Source organism: Streptomyces virginiae (assembly GCF_041432505.1).
Lineage (GTDB): Bacteria > Actinomycetota > Actinomycetes > Streptomycetales > Streptomycetaceae > Streptomyces > Streptomyces virginiae_A.
The window spans coordinates 4558524-4578135 of record NZ_CP107871.1; the positions used below are offsets into that span (position 1 = coordinate 4558524).

Below are 19612 nucleotides of genomic sequence, written 5' to 3' on the forward strand. Positions count from 1 at the left end.
CGGCCCGACCCTATACGGGCGCCGGCCCGGGGCCGCGGGAGCGTCCCGGGCCTTCGACGACGGGGGTCAGGCCGTCGAGGAGGGCTCGCAGACCGAGCTCGAACAGCGCGTCGAGCCGCAGGTCGTAGCCGTTCTCGAAGGAGCCGACGACCTTGGCGAAGGTCGGGAAGCGGCCGGAGTCCACCAGCTCCCGCAGGACGGGGGCGCGGCTGTCCATCCACTGGTCCTCCGACTGGCCCGTGGTGGCTTCGGCGTCGGCCTCCAGCTCCATGTGCACCGCCAGGCCGTGCACATGGCTGTAGAGCAGGACGTGGATGTCGAAGAGCGCGGTCGGGTCGAGTCCGTGGCCGTCGAGGGCGCCCAGCATCCACTCGCCGTGGACCAGCAGGTTGGGCACCAGCAGCGGTCGGGTCAGGGAGCCGATCCGGGCCAGCCACGGGTGCTTGCGGTAGAGCCGCCACAGGGTCCGGGCGCCCACCTCGACACGCGCCCGCCAGTCCCCGGCGGCGAAGGCGGCGCCGGCGGTGGCGTCGGCGGGGGACTCCTCGCCGTAGGCGGCGTCGGCCATGAGGAGGATCAGCTCCTCCTTGCCGGGGACGTACCGGTAGGTCGACATCGGCGCGACGCCGAGCCGGGCCGCGACACCGCGCATGGAGAGCGCCGCGAGTCCCTCGGCGTCGGCGATCTCGACGGCGGCGCGGACGATCCGGTCGAGGGTCAGCTCCGGCTCGGTGTCCGGGGCGGGCGAGGGGCGCCGGCGGGCCGGTGCAGCGGGGGTGCTCCCGGCGACGACCGTGCCGATCCGGGGACGGGCCTCGACCAGGCCCTCCATGCGCAGGGTGGTCAGGGCCTTGGTGGCGGTGGCGAGTGCGACGCCCCATTCCGCGGCGATCTGCCGGGTGGAGGGCACCCGGTCCCCGGGCGCGAGTTCCCCGTCCGCGATGCGTCGCCGGATCGTGGCGACGATGCGCAGGTAGGGCGGATCGCCTGCCGCGCCCGCCGTGCCTGTGGTCTGCGTCACGTTCTGCTGCCTTTCCGTCCTGTACTAGTGCAGAGGGTATCAGTGACGATCTCCGTCGAGGCCGTTCTGAACTAGTACAGATGCGGTGTTTCGCCAGTTGAGAGGTCTGCGTGTACGTCGTACATTCAGAATGCGTACAGCGTACAGATCACCGAAGGAGCTTCTCATGCGGACCGTACTCATCTCCGGCGGCGGCATCGCGGGTCCCGTCCTCGCCCACCTCCTGCACGGCCAAGGCTTCGAGCCCACCGTCGTCGAACGCGCCCCGGGCGTGCGCGGCGGCGGGCAGGCCGTGGACATCCGTGGCGTCGCGCTCGACGTGATGCGGCGCATGGGCCTGCTGGAGCGGGCGAGCCGGGTACGCACCCGGATGCGCGGCATGTCGATCCTCGGCCCCGACGGCAGCGAGGTCGGCCGCTCCACCGAGGCGACCTTCAGCAGCGGCCGCCTCGACGGCGAGGACATCGAGGTGCTGCGCGAGGACCTGGTGCGGATCGTCCACGAACACACCCGCGCCGACGTCGAGTACCTCTTCGGCGACACCGTCACCGGGCTGGAGGAGGACGAGGACGGGGTGCGGGTGGAGTTCGGGCACGCGGCGCCGCGCACCTTCGACCTCGTCGTCGGGGCCGACGGCCTGCACTCCACCGTGCGCCGCCTGTCCTTCGGACCCGAGGAGCCCTACACCCACCACCTGGGCGGCTACCTCTCGGTGTTCGGCACCGACAACTTCCTCGACCTGCGGGACTGGCAGATGTGGCTGCGGGACGCGGACATGGGCTTCGGCATCATGCCCGTGCGCGACAACACCGAACTGCGCGTCGCCTTCGGCTTCGAGTCCGCCCCGCTCGCCCCGGAGCTGCGCACCGCCGAGGCCCTGCGGCGGACCGTCGTCGACCGGCTGGAGTCCTTGCGGTGGGAAGGGCCGCGCCTGGCCGAGGCCGCCCGCGAGGCCGGCGACTTCTACTGCGACGCCATGGCCCAGATCCGCATGGACCGGTGGTCCCGCGGCCGGGTCGTCCTGCTCGGGGACGCCGGCTACTGCCCCTCCCCCCTCACGGGGCAGGGCACCGGCCTGGCCCTGGTGGGCGCCCACGTACTGGCCGACTCCCTCGCGGGCTCCCGCGGAGACCACCGCGCCGCGTACGCCCGCTACGAGGAGCGGATGCGGCCCTTCGTCGACCTCAACCAGGCGCTGGCGACGGAGAACCCGGGCGGACCCGCCTCCGAGGAATCCGTGACCCACGCCAAGAACGCGATCGCTCTGGACGACTGAACCCCGGCGCCGGTGAAGGTCAGACCATGGTTCGACGAGGTGGTGTCCACGGGCAGGGGGATCATGATCGGACCATACGCAGGGCCGTGACGCGGCACGCCCCCTCGTGCCACCGCGCGACCGTGCGGACCCCCTTGACGCCCCCGGGCGCCGGGGAGACGCTCCCGGGTCTTGGATCCGAACGGTTGCAGCTGGGGGGCCGCCATGCCGGAGGAGTCTGCGCAATCGGTGGGGGAGTTGCGCGCGCGACTCGTCGCACAGGGGGCGCGCTGGACGGTGCTGGAGCACCTCGCCGACGAGGAGCCCGTGCCGCGGCCCTCGCTCGGTCTGGAGCCCGGGGCGAACCTGACCACCGCCGAGGAGGCGGGGACGATCGATCTGCCGGGGATCATCGGGCACCCGAGCGGCAATCCGCACCTGACCCGCCGCCGCGCCGCCCACGGGCTGCTGCCCGGGGTCGCGGGGCCGTCGGTCGCGGCCCGACCCGCCGCCGTGGACTGGCGCGACCGCTGGGGTCGGCCGTGGATCACCAAGGTCAAGGACCAGAACCCGTGCGGTTCCTGCTGGGCCTTCGGCGCCACCGGCCTGGTGGAGTCCATGGCCCGGATCGAGCACGACGTATGGGCGGAGCGCTCCGAGGGGGACGTCCACGACGGCCTGCGTTTCACCTGCGGCCAGGGCAGCAACCCGGAGACCGCCCTCGACTGGATCAAGGCGAACGGCGGGCTCGCCGACCCGGACTGCTGGCCGTACAGCACCCCGCCCGCCGGGCTGCCCGCCGCCCGTCGTGACGCCTGGCGCGCCGAGTACACGCCCAGTTGGGACCGGTCCGGCCGGACCGTCCGGATCACCGACTACGTCCGGCTCGGCGACGTGGAGCAGCAGAAGGTCTGGCTGGACACGGTCGGCCCGCTGACCGCCTGCTTCGACGTCTACGACGACTTCTTCGCGCTCGGCTCCGGCGTGTACCACCGTACGAGCGACCATCTCGCGGGCGGGCACTGCGTGTTGGTCGTCGGCTACGACGACGCGGCCGGGTGCTGGCTGTTCAAGAACTCCTGGGGGACGGGCTACCACGTCGGCGGCTACGGTCGGATCGCCTACGGCGAGGTCAACATCGACCACTGGGCCAAGTGCGGCCTGCGCGGCACCAACCCCGACCCGTGGACCAAGCGTCGGCTGCACACCGGCAACGTCTACGAGAGCGGCAACGGCCGCGCCCACCGCAACTTCGAGCTCCTCGCCACCGCCCCCGGCGGCCGCCTCCAGCACTGGTGGCGCGAGGGCGACCCGCCGTTCGCGTGGGCCCGCGCCGGCACCTTCGCCACCGACGCCTCCGGGCAGCCCGCCTTCACCGGCACCACCTACAACCGCAACATGGAGTCCCTGCACGTGACCACCGGCGGCCGGCTGCGCCACTGGTACTACGAGCAGTCCGCGGCCGTCTGGCGCGACGGCGGCGTCTTCGGGCCGGGCGACGCGGCGGTCGGCTCGACCCCCGCGTTCATCCAGAGCGACTACGGCAAGCCGGGCAACTTCGAGGTGGTCGTCCGGACCGCCGACGGCCGCCTGGGCCACTGGTGGCGGATCAACGGCGCCCCCTGGACCTGGAACGACGGCGGCCGCTTCGGCTCCGGCATCGCCCACTACGGGCCCGCCCTCGTCCAGACCCGCGCCCGCCACCTCGACCTCGTCGCCACCCGCACCGACGGCCGCATGCAGCTGTGGTGGCGCGACGATCCCAACGGCTTCACCTGGCGGGCCGGGGAGATCTTCGGCAGCGGTACGGCGGCCGTCTCCGCGCCCTGCCTGATCGAGGGGCAGTTCGGGGCCGCCGACGAGGACACCGCCGGGAACTACGAGCTGTGCGTGGCCGTCGCCGGTGGGCAGGTCGAGCACTGGTGGCGCGGCAACGCGGGCGGCTCGCCGTGGCGGCGCGGCGCGGTCTTCGGGCACGACGTCGCCTCGGTCACCGGGATGCTCCAGGGCAGTTTCGGGTTCAACCTGGAAGTCATCGTCCTGCGCACCGACCGCCGCCTTCAGCACTACTGGCGTGACGGCGCGGGCTGGCACGAGGGGTCGGTGATCGGCCCCGGCTGAGAGGACCGGGCGGGCGTGGAGGTACGGAGCATCGTGCTGGGCCCGGACGAGCCGTACGAGCTGCGGCTCGTCGGGCGCGGGGCGCGCGGGTACGTGTGGACCTGGCAGGTCACCGGCGACGCGGACGTGGTGAGCGTGGCGGAGGCCCCCGCGGCCACCGCCGCGCCCGCGCCCGGGGCGGCTCCGTCGCCGGGGGCGCCGGTGGAGCGGACCTACCTGATCCGGGCGCGGCCCCCGGGCGGGGGCCGCGCCCGGATCCGCTTCGCGCAGATCCGGCCGCCCTACCCGGACGAGGCCCCGTACGACGAGTTCGTGCTGGACGTGGAGGTGGTGGCCGTCACCGGCGGGGCCTGAGGGCCGCGCGCTGTACGGCCTCCAGGGGGCCGTGGTCGAAGCGGCGCAGCCACAGCCACGATCCGGCGGCCAAGGTCAGGCTCACGCCCGCCCACAGGCCCATCACCCACCAGGGGCCGCTGCCGCCGAACCGTTCGGCGAGGCCCGGCCCGATGCCGTAGCAGAGCAGCATGCAGAGCAGGTTCTGGGCGACGTAGCAGGACAGGGCGGTGCGGCCGACGGAGCCGAGGGCACGGCTCACCGGGGCCGGGATCCACCGCCGGTCGAGGGCGAGGCCGATCAGGCCGATGTAGCCGAGGGCGAGCAGCGGGGCGGCGCCGTAGCGGCCCAGGAGGTAGAAGTCGGAGCCGCCGAGGGTGGTCGCGGCGTTCAGCGGCAGCCCGAGACCCAGGCCCCCGACGGCCAGCCGGGTCCGGATGCGGTGGCCTTCGGCGGTGGCGGTGAAGGCGCCCGCGCGGTGCAGCCGTACTCCGAGGAGGAAGAGGAACACGAGCAGCCCGAAGGAGAAGACCGGCTCGATGCGCAGCGCGAGGAAGTGTTCCAGGCGGAAGGCGATCTGGGCGGGATAGCCGCCGTGGGCGTACAGCTCGACGGCGGCCGGGTCCGGGCTCTTCGGGGCCCCGGCGGGCCGGCTCAGCGCGTCGAGGGTCAGCAGGGAGATCAGCGCCAGGTGCACTCCACCGGCGGTCCACATGGCCCGCCTGCGGACCTTCTCGGAGCGGGCCAGCAGCCAGGCGACGAGGAGGGCGGTGACGGCGTACCCCATGAGCACGTCCCAGGCGAAGACGAGCACGAAATGGACGGTGCCCTCGACGAAGAGGAAGGCGGCGCGGCGCGGGTAGCGGCCGGGCCAGGGGTCGCCGCGGCGGGCGGCGGAGTCGAACTGGATGGCCAGGCCCACCCCGAACAGGACCGTCAGCAGGGCCAGGAACTTGCCGTCGGCGAGGAAGCGGAAGACGCTCTCGGCGAGGTGGGCGGCGGAGGGGTCGGCGATCGGGTCGGGCAGTTCCAGACCGCCTTGGAGCACCCCCCACTCCGAGCCGGGCGAGGTGAAGATCCAGACGTTGGTCATGAGCGTGCCGAGGATCGCGGCGCCGCGCAGGACGTCCAGGAGCGGGAGCCTGGCGGTCTTCTGTGCCGCCGGGGCGAGCAGGGTGTCGGCCATGACTTCAGCGTCCCGGCGCGCGGGGCCCCGTACGTCCTGCGGGCGGACGAAGGCGCGATACATCCTTCGATGCAGCGGGCGGACCGCGGCCCACACCCTGGCGTCCTGGGACCGTACCGGGGCGACCGGGGAGCCCGCGGTCCGCGACCGCGGGCCCCCGGTCCACATCCTGGACCCGGCACGGCTTGCACCTCTGTTGTATCTATCCTGTGCGCATGCCCGCCTCAGCCACCGCCGCGACCGCCGCCGACCGCGTCTACCAGCACGTCAAGCAGGGGGTGCTCGACCGCCGCTACGAAGGCGGCACCCTCCTGACCGAGGGCGAACTGGCCACGGCCGTCGGCGTCTCCCGTACACCCGTCCGCGAGGCGCTGCTGCGGCTGGAGACCGAGGGGCTGCTCAAGCTGTACCCGAAGAAGGGCGCCCTGGTCCTCCAGGTCTCCGCGCAGGAGATCACCGACGTCCTCGAAACCCGGATCCTGGTCGAGGAGTTCACCGTACGCAGAGCCGTGCCGGCGCCACCGGGCCTGCTGGACCGGCTCGCCGCCCTGCTCGACGAACAGCGCCGGCACGCCGAGGCGGGCGACCTCGGCGCGATGATGGCCGCCGACCGCGGCTTCCACGCCGAGATCGTGCGCAACGCCGGGAACCAGATCCTGTGCCGGCTCTACGACCAACTCCGCGACCGGCAGCTGCGGATGGGCGTGGCCCTGCTGCACGCCCACCCCGAACGGCTCGACCGCACCCTCGCCGAGCACGCCGAGATCCTGGACGCGCTGCGCGCCGGGGACGTGGAGGCGGCGTCCGCGGCGGTCCGCGGGCACATCGGCCGGGTCGAGGCCCTGGTGCGCGGGCCGGGCCGGTGACCGCCCCGGTGAACGGCCCGGTGAACGGCTTCCCCGGTATACCCGCCGACCCGCCGGGCGGCCGCAAGGCCGTCGCCGTGTGGGGCATCGGCGTCGCCGTCTACTTCGTGGCGGTGATCTTCCGTACCAGCCTGGGCGTGGCCGGCCTGGACGCCGCGGACCGCTTCCACGTCAACGCCTCGGCGCTGGCCACCTTCTCCCTGCTCCAACTGCTCGTCTACGCGGGCATGCAGATACCGGTGGGCCTGATGGTCGACCGGCTCGGCACCAAGAAGGTCCTGACCCTGGGCGCGGTGCTCTTCACCGTCGGCCAGCTCGGCTTCGCGCTGTCGCCCTCCTACGGGATGGCGCTCGCGGCACGGGCGTTGCTGGGCTGCGGCGACGCGATGACCTTCATCTCGGTGCTGCGGCTGGGCACCCGGTGGTTCCCGGCCCGGCGCGGGCCGCTGATGGCGCAGCTGGCCGGGCTGGTGGGCATGGCGGGCAACCTCGTCTCCACCCTCGTCCTCGCCCCGGTCCTGCACGGGGTCGGCTGGACGGCCGCGTTCGCCGGCAGCGCGGCGGCGGGGCTGGTGGTCCTGGTGCCGCTGGTGCTGTTCCTGCGGGACCACCCGGAGGGCCACGGGCCCGCACCCCGCACCGCCGGGGCCTCGGGAGGGTTCGTACGCCGGCAGATCCGCGAGTCCTGGGCCGAGCCCGGCACCCGGCTCGGCCTGTGGGTGCACTTCACCACGCAGTTCCCCGCGATGGTGTTCCTGCTGCTGTGGGGGATGCCGTTCCTGGTCGAGGCGCAGGGGCTGTCGCGGACCACCGCGGGTGGACTGCTGACGCTGGTCGTCGCCTCGAACATGGCGCTCGGGCTGGTCTACGGCCAGATCGTCGGACGCCGCCAGTCCGCGCGGATCCCGCTCGCCCTGGGCACGGTCGGGCTCACCGCCCTGCTGTGGGCGGCGGTCCTCGGATACCCCGGCGACCGGGCACCGATGTGGCTGCTGGTCACCCTGTGCCTGGTGCTCGGCGGCTGCGGACCGGCCTCGATGATCGGCTTCGACTTCGCCCGCCCGGCGAATCCTGCGGAGCGCCAGGGCACCGCCTCCGGCATCACGAACATGGGCGGCTTCCTCGCGTCCATGACCACGCTGCTGACGGTGGGCATCCTGCTCGACGCCACCGGCGACAACTACCGCATCGCCTTCTCGACGGTCTTCGTGCTGGAGGCGGTGGGCGTCCTGAACATCCTGCGCCTACGCCCCCTCGCCCTGGCCCGCGAACGCGAACGCGCCCACGCCACGGTCTCGGGCCCCGCCGCGCCTCCCGGCCCCGTCCCGACGGAACCGGGCCGCGCACTGGCCTGACCGGGGCGGTACCCGGTCGGCCGTGAAGGAGCCCGGGCCCTACGGGGTCACGGCGAACTGCGTGAGGATGGCGTCCGCCAGCTCCACGTCGCCCTCCACCTTCACCCGGTCGGCCACGGTGTGCGCCCGCACCCGGCCGGCCGCCAGGCGGACGTAGGTCTCCCAGTCCATCGTCAGGGTCACCGCCGGGCCCAGCGACGGCGACTTGTCCACGGTGCCGCGGCCCTCCGCGTCCACCCGTACCGTCCGCATGAACTCCAGCTGCCCGTGCACGTCGATCACCACCGCCGAGTTCGCCGGGGCGCCCGCCCGCTTGGCCACCACCTTCGGCAGCCCGGCCAGCAGCAGGTCCCGGACCACGTACGCGCCCGGCGAGTCCCAGTTCCCCGGTACCCCCAGCGCCGCCCGCAGGTCCTGTTCGTGGATCCACACGTCGAAGGCCCGCAGCCGCAGGGCCTGCTCCAGCGTCACCTGGTCGCCGAGCGGCCCGCGCACCATCGTGGCCGGATCCCGCTTCTCGTTCCGCAGCTGCCGGGAGCGCCGGATCACGGTGTACTCCAGCTCGGAGGTCATCTCCGGAGCCGTGTGGTGACGCCGTACGTCGACCTGTACCTCCATGTACCGGCTGAACTCGTCCACCACGTGCCGCAGGTCCCGCGCCACGGTGTGGATCGGCCGCGGGTCCCCGAGCTGCTCGCACTCGATGCCGATGATGTGTGACACGACATCACGGACCGACCAGCCCGGACACGGTGTCGCCCGGTTCCACTCCCCCTCCGGCAACGGGAGGACCAACTCGGATATCGCCTCGATGGAGTGTGTCCACGCGTCGGCATAGGGCTGGAGGGCGGGATGCGGCTGGACGGTCAACGGGACCCCTCGCGGTGCTGTTCAATGGCGCGTTTCGGAAGCAGTGGACTCAGTTTCCAAAACTACGCTGCCGGTGAGCACCCCGGCAGTGCTTTCGTGTGACGATCGTAGGCCCGAGTTGACGGCTTGAACGCCAGGACGGTGGTAGTGTGCGCGCCTCGATGATCCAAATCGCAGTGAACGAGGGCGAGTCGGTGTCTTCCCGACGTGCCCGGGTGGCCGAACTCGTACGGGAACAGGCGGGCTCCGATCTCGTCGTCCTGCCGGAGCTGTGGCCGGTCGGCGCTTTCGCCTACGAACAGTTCGAGACCGAGGCGGAACCGCTGGACGGCCCGACCTACGAAGCCATGTCCAAGGCGGCGCGCGACGCCGGCGTCTGGCTGCACGCGGGCTCGGTCGTGGAGCGCGCGGGCGACGGCTCCCTCTACAACACCGCCCTCGTCCTCTCCCCGGCCGGCGAGCTGGCCGCCACCTACCGGAAGATCCACCGCTTCGGCTTCGACCAGGGCGAGGCGGTGCTCATGTCGGCCGGGGACTCCCTGACCACCGTGGCCCTGCCGGAGCAGACCCTCGGCATCGCCACCTGCTACGACCTGCGCTTCCCCGAACTGTTCCGGGGCCTGGTCGACGCCGGGGCCACCACGATGGTCGTCGCTGCGGGCTGGCCCGCCCGCCGCCGCTCGCACTGGACCCTGCTGAGCCGGGCGCGCGCCGTGGAGGACCAGTCCTACGTCCTGGCGTGCGGGCTGGCCGGCACCCACGCGGGCGTGGAGCAGGCCGGGCACAGCCTGGTGGTGGACCCATGGGGCGAGGTCCTGGCGGAGGCGGGCCCCGGCGAGGAGGTCCTGACCGTGGACCTGGACCCGGCCAAGGTCGCCGACACCCGCTCCCAGTTCCCGGCACTGAAGGACCGCCGCCTGGGCCGCTGACCGGACCCCGGGGTCGCCGGGGGTCCCGGCGACCGAGGGCCCCCGGTTGGCGCCCGCGTGCGCGGGCAGACGAGCAGGACGGGCGGCGCCGGCCGCCGCAGCCACGACGAGGAGGCGGGTACACCGTGACGGATGACGCGGAGGCCGTGCTGGAAGCCGCCCTGGAGCCCCACGAGCCCGCCCACGCGGAGATCGAGGCCCGCCGGCGCGTCCGGGAGCGGGCCACCGGCCTGACCCACCACGAGGCGCAGGCCGCCTTGGAGGCGGTGCTGGCGGACGCGGGCGACCTGGAGTCCGCCGACGCGTCCGTCCGCGCCGAGGCCGCGGAGTGGCAGCGCATCAGCGACCAGCTGTTCGACCACGGCGGCCCCTACGCACCGGAGACCGACGCCTACGTCCAGGGCCAGCTCACGGCCCGGGAACACCATCGGGACTGACCCCGCCCTCCCGCTCCTTCTCCGCCAACCGGATCACGCACACCGCGACCGCGATCAGCAGCGCCGCGTCCGCGTCCTCCCGGACCACGTCCACCGCGTACGTCTCGCGCACCCGGTACCACTGCCGCGAGATCAGCGCGAGCAGCTCACCGTCGTACTCGACCTTGAACTCGCGGTCCAGGATCCGCCCGCTCACATCGAGCGCGGTGCCCTCGGCCAGGGTCACCCGGAAGTGGCCCCGCACCAGCGAGAGCCGCTTGCGGCGGATCACGGCGAGCCGCCGCTCGTCCCGCTCCAGGGTCATCGCGTCCCGCAGCGTGAACAGCTTCTCCCGCAACGTGATCAGGATCTGCCCGTCCCGATCCTTCAGTTCCAGGGTGTCCCGGAAGCGCAGCGCCTTCCCGTCGACGAGGAAGGCGTGCCGGCCGTCCTCGTCCTCGATCCAGTAGTCGTCCCCGATGGCCAGCATTTTGTCCCGTACGAGGTATTTCATGCGCTGATCAGTGCCCGCGATAGGTTGCCCTCATGCCCCTGCTCTACGTGACCGACCTGGCGTACCCCGCACGCGGCCGCCGCTACTGCGACGAGGACATATTCCTCACGTCCCGGCTTCGCGCCGCGTTCGACCTGGCCCTGTGCCATCCCGCGGACGCGGAGGCCATGCTGCCGCTGGGCTTCGACGCGGTGATCGTCCGCAACAGCGGTCCCGTCCTGCACTACCAGGACGCCTACGACTCCTTCCGCGCGGCCGCCCTCGCTTCCGGGGCCCGCGTCTACAACCCTCTCACCGGCCGCGGCGACATGGCGGGCAAGCAGTACCTCCTCGACCTGACGGCCTCCGGCCACCCGGTCATCCCGACGATCGACGACCCGGCACGCCTCGCCGAGCTGCCGCGGGTCCCCACCTACGCCGTCAAGCCGAAGCAGGGCGCCGACTCCATCGGCCTCACCTTCACCGCGACACCGGACGGGCCGGCCGGGGCCGTGCTGATCCAGCCGCGCATCGACTTCACGTACGAGGTGTCCTTCTACTTCGTCGACGACGCCTTCCAGTACGCGCTGTACGCCCCCGATCCGGCCCGCCGCTGGGAGCTGGAGCTCTACCCCCCGACCGAGGCGGACCTGGCCTTCGCCCGCTCCTTCGTCGAGTGGAACACCCTCGACCACGGCATCCAGCGGGTCGACGCCTGCCGGGCGCCGTCGGGCGAACTGCTCCTCGTCGAGCTGGAGGACCTGAACCCGTACCTCTCCCTGGACCTCGTCCCGGCGCCGGTACAGGACGCGTTCGTCACGGCGCTCACAAGATCCCTCCAGACCTTCCTCAGCACCCCCGCCTGATGTCAGACCCGGCTGCCAGGCTTTCCCCATGGACAAGCAGACGTTCTGGAAGCTGATCGAGACGGCTCGCGCGGAGGCGGAACCGCAGGAGGTGTCCGCCCGCGCGGCCGAACTCCTGGCGGGCCGGCCGGAGTCGGAGATAGCGGCGGCCCAGCAGGTGCTGTGGGACCTGCTGGCGGAGTCCTACCGGGCGCCGCTCTGGGCCGCTGCCTACGTGATCAACGGCGGCTGCTCGGACGACGGCTTCGACTACTTCCGCGGCTGGCTCCTCACCCAGGGCCGGGAGACCTTCGAGACGGCCCTGACCGACCCCGACTCCCTGGCCGCGCACCCGGCGGTCGCCGGGGCCGCGGCCGAGGGCCTGGACCTGGAGGACGAGAACGCCCTCTCGATCGCCTGGACCGCCTACGAGGCCGGCACCGGCCGCGAGCTCCCGGCGGACTCCTTCACGATCAGCTACCCGGCCCTGGACCCCTCCTGGGACTTCGACTTCGACGACAGCGAGGAGATCGCGGCCCGACTGCCCCGGCTGAGCGCCCTGTTCGCCTACTCGTAGCGGTGGAGGAGGCTCTCGCGCTCCTGCCGCCGGATCTCCTCGATCGTCAGACCGGGGAGATCCAGGTGGGAGAGGGTGATCTCGGCGGAACTGGGCGCGGCGTCCTCCGCGAGCCACTGCTCCGGCTTCCACGCGTTGCTGCGCAGGAACGCCTTCGGGCAGTGCTGGTAGGCCTCCTCGACCTCCACCACGATCGCGCTGCGCGGCGGCTTGCCGACGGCGGTCAACCGCTCCAGCAACCGCGGATCGGCGGACACGCAGGCCCGCCCGTTCACCCGCAGGGTGGTGGCCCGCCCGGGAACGACGAAGATCAGCCCGGCCCGGCCCGTCTCCACGATGTTGTGCGCGGTGTCGAGCCGCTTGTTCCCGGTGGCGTCGGGCAGCGCGAGCGTGAACTCGTCGAGCACGGACACGAAGCCGGGCGGCCCGCCCCGGGGCGTCACGTCACAGCTCCCGTCGGCCCCGGCACTGGCGACGAACACCAACGACGACCGGCCGATGAGCACCCGCGCCGCCTCGTGGATCCGGTCCACGGCCTTCCGCCGGGCCATCTCCCCGGGATCCTCGTACAGCTCCCGCAACCCGTCCGTGCTCCGCACGGCGGTGGAGTCCAAGGCATCGAATATCCGCCCGCTCGGCGGCGTGCTGACTGTCACCCCCGGCACGCTACCGGGCGCCGGCCGGAGCCCGCTGGTGTCCAGGTCGATCCCGAACGGCTCGGGCAACCGCACCGGCGTCCCGAAAGGGTGCGGCCCGTCCACCTTGGTGTACCCGAGCCGCCCGGGCAGCGCGAACAGCGTCACGGTCACCTCCACCGGTCGACCAGCAGGTACAGCGGTGCCCCGTACTCGGCGTACCTCTTGCGCTTGACGACACGATCGGTCTCGGCGATGGACTCGGACGTGATCTCGACGATCAGCGAAGTACTCGTCCGGATGGGAGCGGGCCGTGGCCACCGCCTGCTCCACCAGGTCGTGCAGCTCCGTCGGGGACGCGGACTTCCGCAGCGGCAGCAGCGGGAGGATGCAGCGCCGGACGTCCACGTGCTCGTTGTGCACGAACTCGCGCAGCGCGGCCTGGACACGCCGGCGCCCGAAGGCGTTCAGGGCCGGCTCGACGAACTGCCGGTTGAAGCTCGGGTCGGGGTCGTACACCGCGGCCTTGAGCAGTGCGTCGAGGGCCTCGTCGGAAAGGACCACACCGTGCTGCAAGGTCCCGCGCAACGCCGCCCGGGCCCGGTGCACCCAGGTAGGTCCGCCATCCTCGATATTCGGAATTCCTGAATCAATGTGCGCACTTCTCGCTAGCGTGGGTGCGTGCACCAACACGCCACGGCTGACCTGTACTTGCGCCTGTCTCTGGACCGGGACGGCGCGACGGCGATCGACCGCCAGGAAGCCGACTGCCGCGCATGGGCGGAGCGGAACGGGCTGACCGTCCGCAAGGTCCACATCGACCGTGGGCGTTCCGGTTACAAGAACGTCAGCCGCAAGGGGTTCGACGCGGCGATCACAGCAGCCGCGGCCGGCGTCGTGGGCGTTCTGATCGTCTGGAAGCTCGACCGCCTGTCCCGCAAGGGCATCGGCGAGGTCGGCAAGGCACTGGACGACATAGGCCGGGTCGGCGGACGACTGGTCTCCGTCATGGACGGCCTCGACACGAAGAACGAGAGTGCCAGGGCCGCCATCGCGATGCTGGCGGAACTGGCGTGCAACGAGTCCCGCAACCTTGGGATGCGCGTGGGCAACGCCAAACGGTACCTACGCCGGCGGGGCCAGTGGATCGGCGGACAGCCGCCTTACGGGTTGCTGGTGGACCCGGAGACGAAAAAGCTCGTCCACGACTCCGAGACCGCCGTCTACGCCCGCCTCATCGCCGATGAGGCGCTCTCCGGGAAGGCTCTCGTCCACATCGCCCGATTGCTGAACGAGCACGGGGTGCAGTCCGCCCGTGGAGGCGAGTGGAACGCGTCCAGCGTCATGCAACTCCTTCGCTCACCGGCCTTCGCCGGTCTCATGCCGCAGACCGAGTACGAGGAGCAGCCGGACGGGACACGCAAGTACATGAATCGGGTCTCTCCCTACCGAGACCCGGAGACGCTGGAAACTGTGGGTATCGGCGAGGGGATCATCACGGTCGGGGAGCGGGAACTCATCCTCGGTCAGCTCGAAGCGCGCACCTTCCCTCTGGCGGGGAAGCGGCACGGTCACAAGCAAGGGAAGTCTTTGCTCACCGGGATGGCACGTTGCGGGCTCTGCGGGGCCCGGATGAGTAAGGCCGGCACGTCGTATCAGTGCTCCAGCCACCGGATGGGGCGAGGATGCTCCGGCGTATCGGCTCGGGTCGAGAGCATCGACGACTATGTGACCCGGGCATTCCTCTCATGCCTGCCGGCCCTGGAGCCCCAGCACCCGCTCCTCGCCGTGATCGCCGATCGCTGGGCACAGCGGGAGGACCCGGAGGTTTTCGCGAAGCGGGACGCGATCGAGGCGGAGATCGCGGACGAAGGGGCCCGTCTGGCGGACCTGGAGGAGGCCAGGTACGTCCGTGGCGAGTTCACCGGCGCAGACGGGATCGACCGGTACGAGCGGCTCGCAGGACGACTCCGTACCCGGATCGATGGGCTGCACGCGGATCTGGTGCGGATGCCGACCCCGTCCGTGGACATGTCTTCGCTCCTGGATGGGGGCCTGCTACGTGAGGCATGGGAAACCGATGATGCGGCCGGAAGGCGTGAACGCCTTGGGCTCGCGATCGATCGCGTGGAAGTTCAGCGGGGCAGGGTGGGCGTGAGGTTCAACGGTGACGAGCGCTGCCGGATCGTCTGGGCGACCAGAGGCGAGGCTGGGGTGGAGTCAACGGGGGGACGAAGTGACCAAATGACGGTCGAAGCCCCCTACCTCTTCAAGAGATGCTCTGAGTCGCCGTAGGTGGAATATCACCCGCATTACGGGGAGTCGACGTGAGCGAGAAAGCCGTGCTGCGGTACGTGAGCTACGTCATGCGCCGCCACCCATCGGCCGAGACCACGGCAACTGCGCGGTGCCTGAACCCGAACTGCCGGTGATTCGCCGAACCGACCGGGAACACTGACGTGTACACCGACATGTGCATCCAGCACACCGGACGAACCGGTCACATGGCTTTCCCCCGGGAGTTCTCGGAAGTGGCTGTGGTGGAGCGGGTGCCCTGAGTCGCTTCGTACGGGCGTGATCCCGCCTTCATCAGCGGATGGCAAGCTTGAAGGATGAACGATGCTGCCCCGGCGCCCACCCCCGCGCCCGCGCCCCGCCGTGCCCGAGTCCGTGCCCCCGAGCTGATCGGCAAGGGTGGTTGGATCAACACCGGAGGGAAGGATCTGAAGCTCGCCGACTTCCGAGGTCGCACATTGATCTTGGATTTTTGGACCTTCTGCTGCATCAACTGCCTGCACGTCCTCGACGAGCTGCGCGAGCTGGAGGAGAAGCACCGCGACACCGTCGTGATCATCGGTGTGCACTCCCCGAAGTTCGTGCACGAGGCCGAGCACGCCGCCGTCGTCGATGCCGTCGAGCGGTACCAGGTGCACCACCCCGTGCTGGACGATCCCGAGCTCGCGACCTGGAAGCAGTACGCCGTACGCGCCTGGCCCACGCTCGTCGTGATCGACCCCGAGGGGTACATCGTCGCCCAGCACGCCGGTGAGGGGCACGCGCACGCCATCGCCCGCCTGGTCGAGGAGCTGGAGGCCGAGCACGAGGCCAAGGGCACGCTGCGGCGCGGCGACGGGCCGTACGTGGCGCCCGAGCCGGTGGCCGGCGCCCTGCGGTTCCCCGGGAAGGCGCTGCTGCTGCCGTCCGGGAACCTGCTGGTCTCCGACTCCACCCGGCACCAGCTCGTGGAGCTGGCCGCCGACGGCGAGAGCGTCGTACGCCGCGTCGGCAGCGGCGAGCGCGGCTTCGGCGGGGACAGCTTCAGCGAGCCCCAGGGCCTCGCGCTGCTGCCCGACGGCAGGGTCGTCGTCGCCGACACCGTCAACCACGCCCTGCGCACCTACGACCCGGCCACGGGGCACGTGGAGACCGTCGCCGGGACCGGCCGGCAGTGGTGGCAGGGCTCCCCGACCTCCGGGCCGGCGCTGGAGGTGGACCTGTCCTCGCCGTGGGACGTGGCCTGGTGGCAGGGCCGGGTCTGGATCGCCATGGCCGGTGTGCACCAGCTGTGGACCTGGGACCCGGAGGCCGGGACGGTCGAGGTCGCGGCCGGTACGACCAACGAGGGGCTGCTCGACGGGCCGGCCGCCGAGGCCTGGTTCGCCCAGCCCTCTGGGCTCGCGGCCGCCGGGGACCGGCTGTGGATCGCGGACTCCGAGACCAGCGCCCTGCGCTACGTCGAAGCCGGTGACGACGGGTACGTGATCACGTCGGCCGTCGGTACCGGGCTGTTCGACTTCGGCCACCGCGACGGGGACGCCGCCCAGGCGCTGCTCCAGCACCCGCTCGGGGTGACCGCCCTGCCCGACGGTTCGGTCGCGGTGTGCGACACGTACAACCACGCGCTGCGCCGCTTCGACCCGGCCACCGGCCAGGTCTCGACGCTGGCGACCGATCTGCGCGAGCCCAGCGACGCCGTGCTGGTCGGTGAGGACATCGTGGTCGTCGAGTCGGCCGCGCACCGGCTGACGCGGCTGCGCCTGCCGGAGGAGGCGGTCCGCGTGGACGCGGTCGCCCACCGTACGCAGCGGGCCGCCACCGAGGTGGCCCCCGGCACGCTCCGCCTCGACGTGGTCTTCCAGGCGCCGAGCGGGCAGAAGCTCGACACCCGCTACGGGCCCTCCACGCGGCTGCTCGTCTCCTCGACCCCGCCCGAGCTGCTGGCGGCCGGCGAGGGGGCCGGGAGCGACCTGTTCCGGGAGCTGGCGTTGAACCCGGAGGTCACCGAGGGCGTCCTGCACGTCTCGGCGATGGCGGCGTCCTGCGACGACGACCCCGCCAACGAGTACCCGGCCTGCCACGTCCACCAGCAGGACTGGGGTGTGCCCGTCCGCGTCACCGCCGAGGGCACCTCCCGGCTGCCCCTCGTCCTCGCCGGGATGGACGCCGAGGGGTAGCCGACACCGGCCTTCCTGGGGGCTCAGCCCTCCAGGAAGGCCACCAGGGCGTTCGCGAGGAGGAACGGGTCGTCCGCGCCGCACAGTTCGCGGGCGCTGTGCATCGAGAGGATCGCGACGCCGATGTCCACGGTCTGAATGCCGTGCCGGGCGGCGGTGATCGGGCCGATGGTGGTGCCGCACGGCATCGAGTTGTTGGAGACGAAGGTCTGCCACGGGATACCGGCCCGCTCGCAGGCGGCGGCGAACACCGCGCGCCCGCTGCCGTCGGTGGCGTACCGCTGGTTGACGTTGACCTTCAGGATCGGTCCGCCGTTGGCGCGCGGGTGGTGCGTCGGGTCGTGCCGCTCACCGTAGTTGGGGTGCACGGCGTGCCCGGTGTCCGAGGACAGGCAGATGGTGCCGGCGAAGGCCCGCGCCCGGTCCTCGTACGAGCCGCCACGGGCGAAGACTGAACGTTCCAGCACGTTGCCCAGCAGCGGGCCGTCCGCGCCCGTGTCGGACTGGGAGCCGTTCTCCTCGTGGTCGAAGGCGGCCAGCACCGGGATGTGGTCGAGCTTGTCGGAGGTGGAGACGGCGGCCAGCGCCGCGACGCCCGCGTGCACCGACAGCAGGTTGTCCATGCGCGGGCCGGCGACCAGCTCGCGGTCACGGCCGAGGTAGGAGGGCGGTTCGATGGAGTGGACCATCAGGTCCCAGCCGGCCACCGAGCCCTGCTCCAGGTCCTCTTCCTCCTCCAGGAAGGAGATCAGGTCGCCCTCCTGCACATCGCCCAGACCCCAGATCGGCTGCATGTGACGCTGCTTGTCGAGCTTGAGGCCGTCGCTGTTCACCGACCGGTCCAGGTGCACGGCGAGTTGGGGTACGCGCAGCAGTGCGCGGTCCACGTTCACCAGCCGCTCGGTGCCGTCGCGCAGGGTCAGCCGCCCGGCCAGGCCCAGGTCGCGGTCCAGCCAGGTGTTGAGCAGGGTGCCGCCGTAGATCTCGACGGCGATCTGCCGCCAGCCCTGGGAGCCGGTGTCCGGCAGCGGCTTGACCCGCAGGTTCGGGGAGTCGGTGTGCGCGCCGACGATCCTGAACGGCGTGTGCGCGGCGGCGCCTTCGGGAACGAACCAGGCGATGAGCGCACCGCCGCGGAGCACGAACTTGCCCCCGGTGCCCGCATCCCAGGCGTCCGTTTCCGACAACTGCCTGAAGCCCGCCTTCTCCAGCCGCTCCGCCGCGTTGGCCACGGCGTGGTACGGCGACGGACTGGCCGTCAGGAAGGTCATCAGATCGTCGGTGTGGCCGCGGTCGAAGCGGGCGGGAGAGCTCATGTGGTTCACCTTAACGACGGTCGTGTTCGCCATGGCCGGACTGCGAGGGATGGCCGGAGGTCGGGGTCCGCAGGGTGGGTGATCTGCGGTCCCGCCGGTTTTCAGCCCGGCGGACGCTCGAATCGGCGCTGCAGTTGTCTGCGCTCGCCCCGGCGGATGCGCGGGAGCATCTCCGGGGTCTGCGGGGAGCGCTGCGCGCGTCTCTTGCGTCCGGCGCAGAAGATACAGGCCTCACCGGGAGGAGCGTCGGGGTCGATCGGCGCGCCGGGATGTTCGGAGCATCCCGAGGCGTTGCGCGGACGGGACAGTTCGCGGGCGACGATGAAGGCGCGGTGCAGGTCGTCGGCGATGCGGACGAAGTCCTCGGCGGGTGAGGACAGGCCCAGGTGGAACCGTTGGTCCTCGACGGCGCGCACGTACGTGCGCAGCCGCTGGAGCGTGTACGGGGGGTCCGGTACGGGGTAGCCCAGGCGCCGCTGTTCTCCGGCGGCGGCGGGTGGGCCGCCGCGGTGGCGCTCTCCGAGGCGTCGGCGGTCGTTGCAGATCAGGCAGCGGCCCCAGCCTTCGGGCGCTTCGGGGTCGAGGGCGCCGTTGGGGTGCTCGGGGCAGCCGGTGTAGCTCTTGGCGGGTGCCAGTCCGGTGGCCGTCCGGAAGGCCACGTACAGCGCGTCGGCGATGGTGTCGTACTCGGCGGGGTGGGCGCCGTCGTAGAGCTCGCGCAGGTGGTCGCCGAGGCTGCCCAGGCTCGCCTGCAGCTCCTTGAGGGCGTACGGACGCCCGGTGGGGACCGAGTACCCCCTGCTGCCGTGCTGATCCTGTGCACTCATGTCTACGAGCGTCCCATGAACGACTGACATAGGGGAAAGCCGCAGGGCAGGGGCCTGGGGCCGGGTACGCGCCGGCGGCCGGGCCCCTGTGCGGGGGGCCCGGCCGCCGGCGG

Annotated in this window: 18 protein-coding genes and 1 pseudogene; 11 read left to right on the forward strand and 8 right to left on the reverse strand. The window is 72.0% G+C overall.

Features of this window, described 5'->3' with window-relative positions; genetic code table 11:
- Window positions 1-10: 10 nt before the first annotated feature.
- On the reverse strand, window positions 11-1021 hold the full coding sequence (locus OG624_RS21260; RefSeq protein ID WP_051762399.1) for a TetR/AcrR family transcriptional regulator C-terminal domain-containing protein: 1011 nt from the start codon (window positions 1019-1021) through the stop codon (window positions 11-13).
- Window positions 1022-1187: 166 nt separating this feature from the next.
- Here OG624_RS21260 and OG624_RS21265 point away from each other — a divergent pair, with 166 nt between their 5' ends.
- The 3 genes from OG624_RS21265 (at window position 1188) to OG624_RS21275 (ending at window position 4751) form a co-directional block, all read left to right on the forward strand.
- Complete coding sequence (locus OG624_RS21265; RefSeq protein ID WP_033214785.1) at window positions 1188-2297, forward strand: FAD-dependent monooxygenase; 1110 nt, start codon at window positions 1188-1190, stop codon at window positions 2295-2297.
- A gap of 228 nt (window positions 2298-2525) precedes the next feature.
- The gene (locus tag OG624_RS21270) at window positions 2526-4397 is read left to right on the forward strand and encodes a C1 family peptidase (protein WP_244290628.1); all 1872 of its coding nucleotides are present in this window, start codon (window positions 2526-2528) and stop codon (window positions 4395-4397) included.
- Window positions 4398-4412: 15 nt separating this feature from the next.
- The gene (locus OG624_RS21275) at window positions 4413-4751 is read left to right on the forward strand and encodes a hypothetical protein (RefSeq protein ID WP_033214781.1); all 339 of its coding nucleotides are present in this window, start codon (window positions 4413-4415) and stop codon (window positions 4749-4751) included.
- On the opposite strand, the gene OG624_RS21280 is transcribed toward OG624_RS21275, so the two are convergent.
- Window positions 4735-5916: a DUF418 domain-containing protein gene (locus OG624_RS21280; RefSeq protein ID WP_033214779.1), complete on the reverse strand. Its 1182-nt coding sequence runs from the start codon at window positions 5914-5916 to the stop codon at window positions 4735-4737. The two genes, OG624_RS21275 and OG624_RS21280, sit on opposite strands and share 17 nt — an antisense overlap.
- A gap of 215 nt (window positions 5917-6131) precedes the next feature.
- Between OG624_RS21280 and OG624_RS21285 the strand changes: the two genes are divergently transcribed.
- Window positions 6132-6782 carry a GntR family transcriptional regulator gene (locus tag OG624_RS21285; protein WP_033215177.1) on the forward strand — a complete coding sequence of 217 codons (651 nt, stop codon included), beginning with the start codon at window positions 6132-6134 and terminating at the stop codon, window positions 6780-6782.
- The gene (locus OG624_RS21290) at window positions 6779-8137 is read left to right on the forward strand and encodes an MFS transporter (RefSeq protein WP_371639702.1); all 1359 of its coding nucleotides are present in this window, start codon (window positions 6779-6781) and stop codon (window positions 8135-8137) included. Before OG624_RS21285 ends, OG624_RS21290 begins: the two co-directional genes overlap by 4 nt.
- Before the next feature lie 39 nt (window positions 8138-8176).
- Here the strand turns inward: OG624_RS21290 and OG624_RS21295 are convergent, their stop codons facing one another.
- Window positions 8177-9007 (reverse strand): maleylpyruvate isomerase family mycothiol-dependent enzyme, encoded by an 831-nt coding sequence (locus tag OG624_RS21295; RefSeq protein ID WP_033214777.1) that lies wholly within the window; start codon window positions 9005-9007, stop codon window positions 8177-8179.
- 149 nt (window positions 9008-9156) lie between these two features.
- Here OG624_RS21295 and OG624_RS21300 point away from each other — a divergent pair, with 149 nt between their 5' ends.
- On the forward strand, window positions 9157-9936 hold the full coding sequence (locus OG624_RS21300; RefSeq protein ID WP_033214775.1) for a carbon-nitrogen family hydrolase: 780 nt from the start codon (window positions 9157-9159) through the stop codon (window positions 9934-9936).
- 125 nt (window positions 9937-10061) lie between these two features.
- A complete protein-coding gene (locus OG624_RS21305; RefSeq protein ID WP_033214772.1) occupies window positions 10062-10373 on the forward strand; it encodes a hypothetical protein in 312 nt (103 codons plus the stop codon).
- Here OG624_RS21305 and OG624_RS21310 read toward each other — a convergent pair.
- Window positions 10345-10866: an LURP-one-related/scramblase family protein gene (locus OG624_RS21310; protein WP_033214770.1), complete on the reverse strand. Its 522-nt coding sequence runs from the start codon at window positions 10864-10866 to the stop codon at window positions 10345-10347. The genes OG624_RS21305 and OG624_RS21310 overlap by 29 nt on opposite strands.
- Window positions 10867-10898: 32 nt before the next feature.
- On the opposite strand from OG624_RS21310, the gene OG624_RS21315 reads away from it, so the two are divergent.
- The gene (locus OG624_RS21315; protein WP_033214765.1) at window positions 10899-11711 is read left to right on the forward strand and encodes a hypothetical protein; all 813 of its coding nucleotides are present in this window, start codon (window positions 10899-10901) and stop codon (window positions 11709-11711) included.
- A gap of 28 nt (window positions 11712-11739) precedes the next feature.
- Window positions 11740-12267 (forward strand): DUF4240 domain-containing protein, encoded by a 528-nt coding sequence (locus OG624_RS21320; protein ID WP_033214763.1) that lies wholly within the window; start codon window positions 11740-11742, stop codon window positions 12265-12267.
- Here the strand turns inward: OG624_RS21320 and OG624_RS21325 are convergent.
- Together OG624_RS21325 and OG624_RS21330 are read right to left on the reverse strand one after the other, a co-directional pair.
- Window positions 12258-12932 (reverse strand): MSMEG_1061 family FMN-dependent PPOX-type flavoprotein, encoded by a 675-nt coding sequence (locus OG624_RS21325; protein WP_371640859.1) that lies wholly within the window; start codon window positions 12930-12932, stop codon window positions 12258-12260. The two genes, OG624_RS21320 and OG624_RS21325, sit on opposite strands and share 10 nt — an antisense overlap.
- Window positions 12933-12950: 18 nt before the next feature.
- Window positions 12951-13192 (reverse strand): annotated as a pseudogene (locus tag OG624_RS21330) (Uma2 family endonuclease); the annotation flags it as partial.
- A 391-nt stretch (window positions 13193-13583) separates the two neighbouring features.
- Between OG624_RS21330 and OG624_RS21335 the strand changes: the two are divergent.
- Together OG624_RS21335 and OG624_RS21340 are read left to right on the forward strand one after the other, a co-directional pair.
- Window positions 13584-15197, forward strand: coding sequence for a recombinase family protein (locus OG624_RS21335; RefSeq protein WP_033214761.1), 1614 nt, complete (start codon window positions 13584-13586; stop codon window positions 15195-15197).
- A 317-nt stretch (window positions 15198-15514) separates the two neighbouring features.
- Entirely contained in the window at window positions 15515-17356 is a 1842-nt protein-coding gene (locus OG624_RS21340; protein WP_161293607.1) for an NHL domain-containing thioredoxin family protein, read from the forward strand.
- Between the two features lie 23 nt (window positions 17357-17379).
- Here the strand turns inward: OG624_RS21340 and OG624_RS21345 are convergent, their stop codons facing one another.
- On the reverse strand, window positions 17380-18672 hold the full coding sequence (locus tag OG624_RS21345; protein ID WP_033214757.1) for a M18 family aminopeptidase: 1293 nt from the start codon (window positions 18670-18672) through the stop codon (window positions 17380-17382).
- Window positions 18673-18773: 101 nt separating this feature from the next.
- Entirely contained in the window at window positions 18774-19499 is a 726-nt protein-coding gene (locus tag OG624_RS21350; RefSeq protein ID WP_033214754.1) for a hypothetical protein, read from the reverse strand.
- Window positions 19500-19612: the final 113 nt, after the last annotated feature.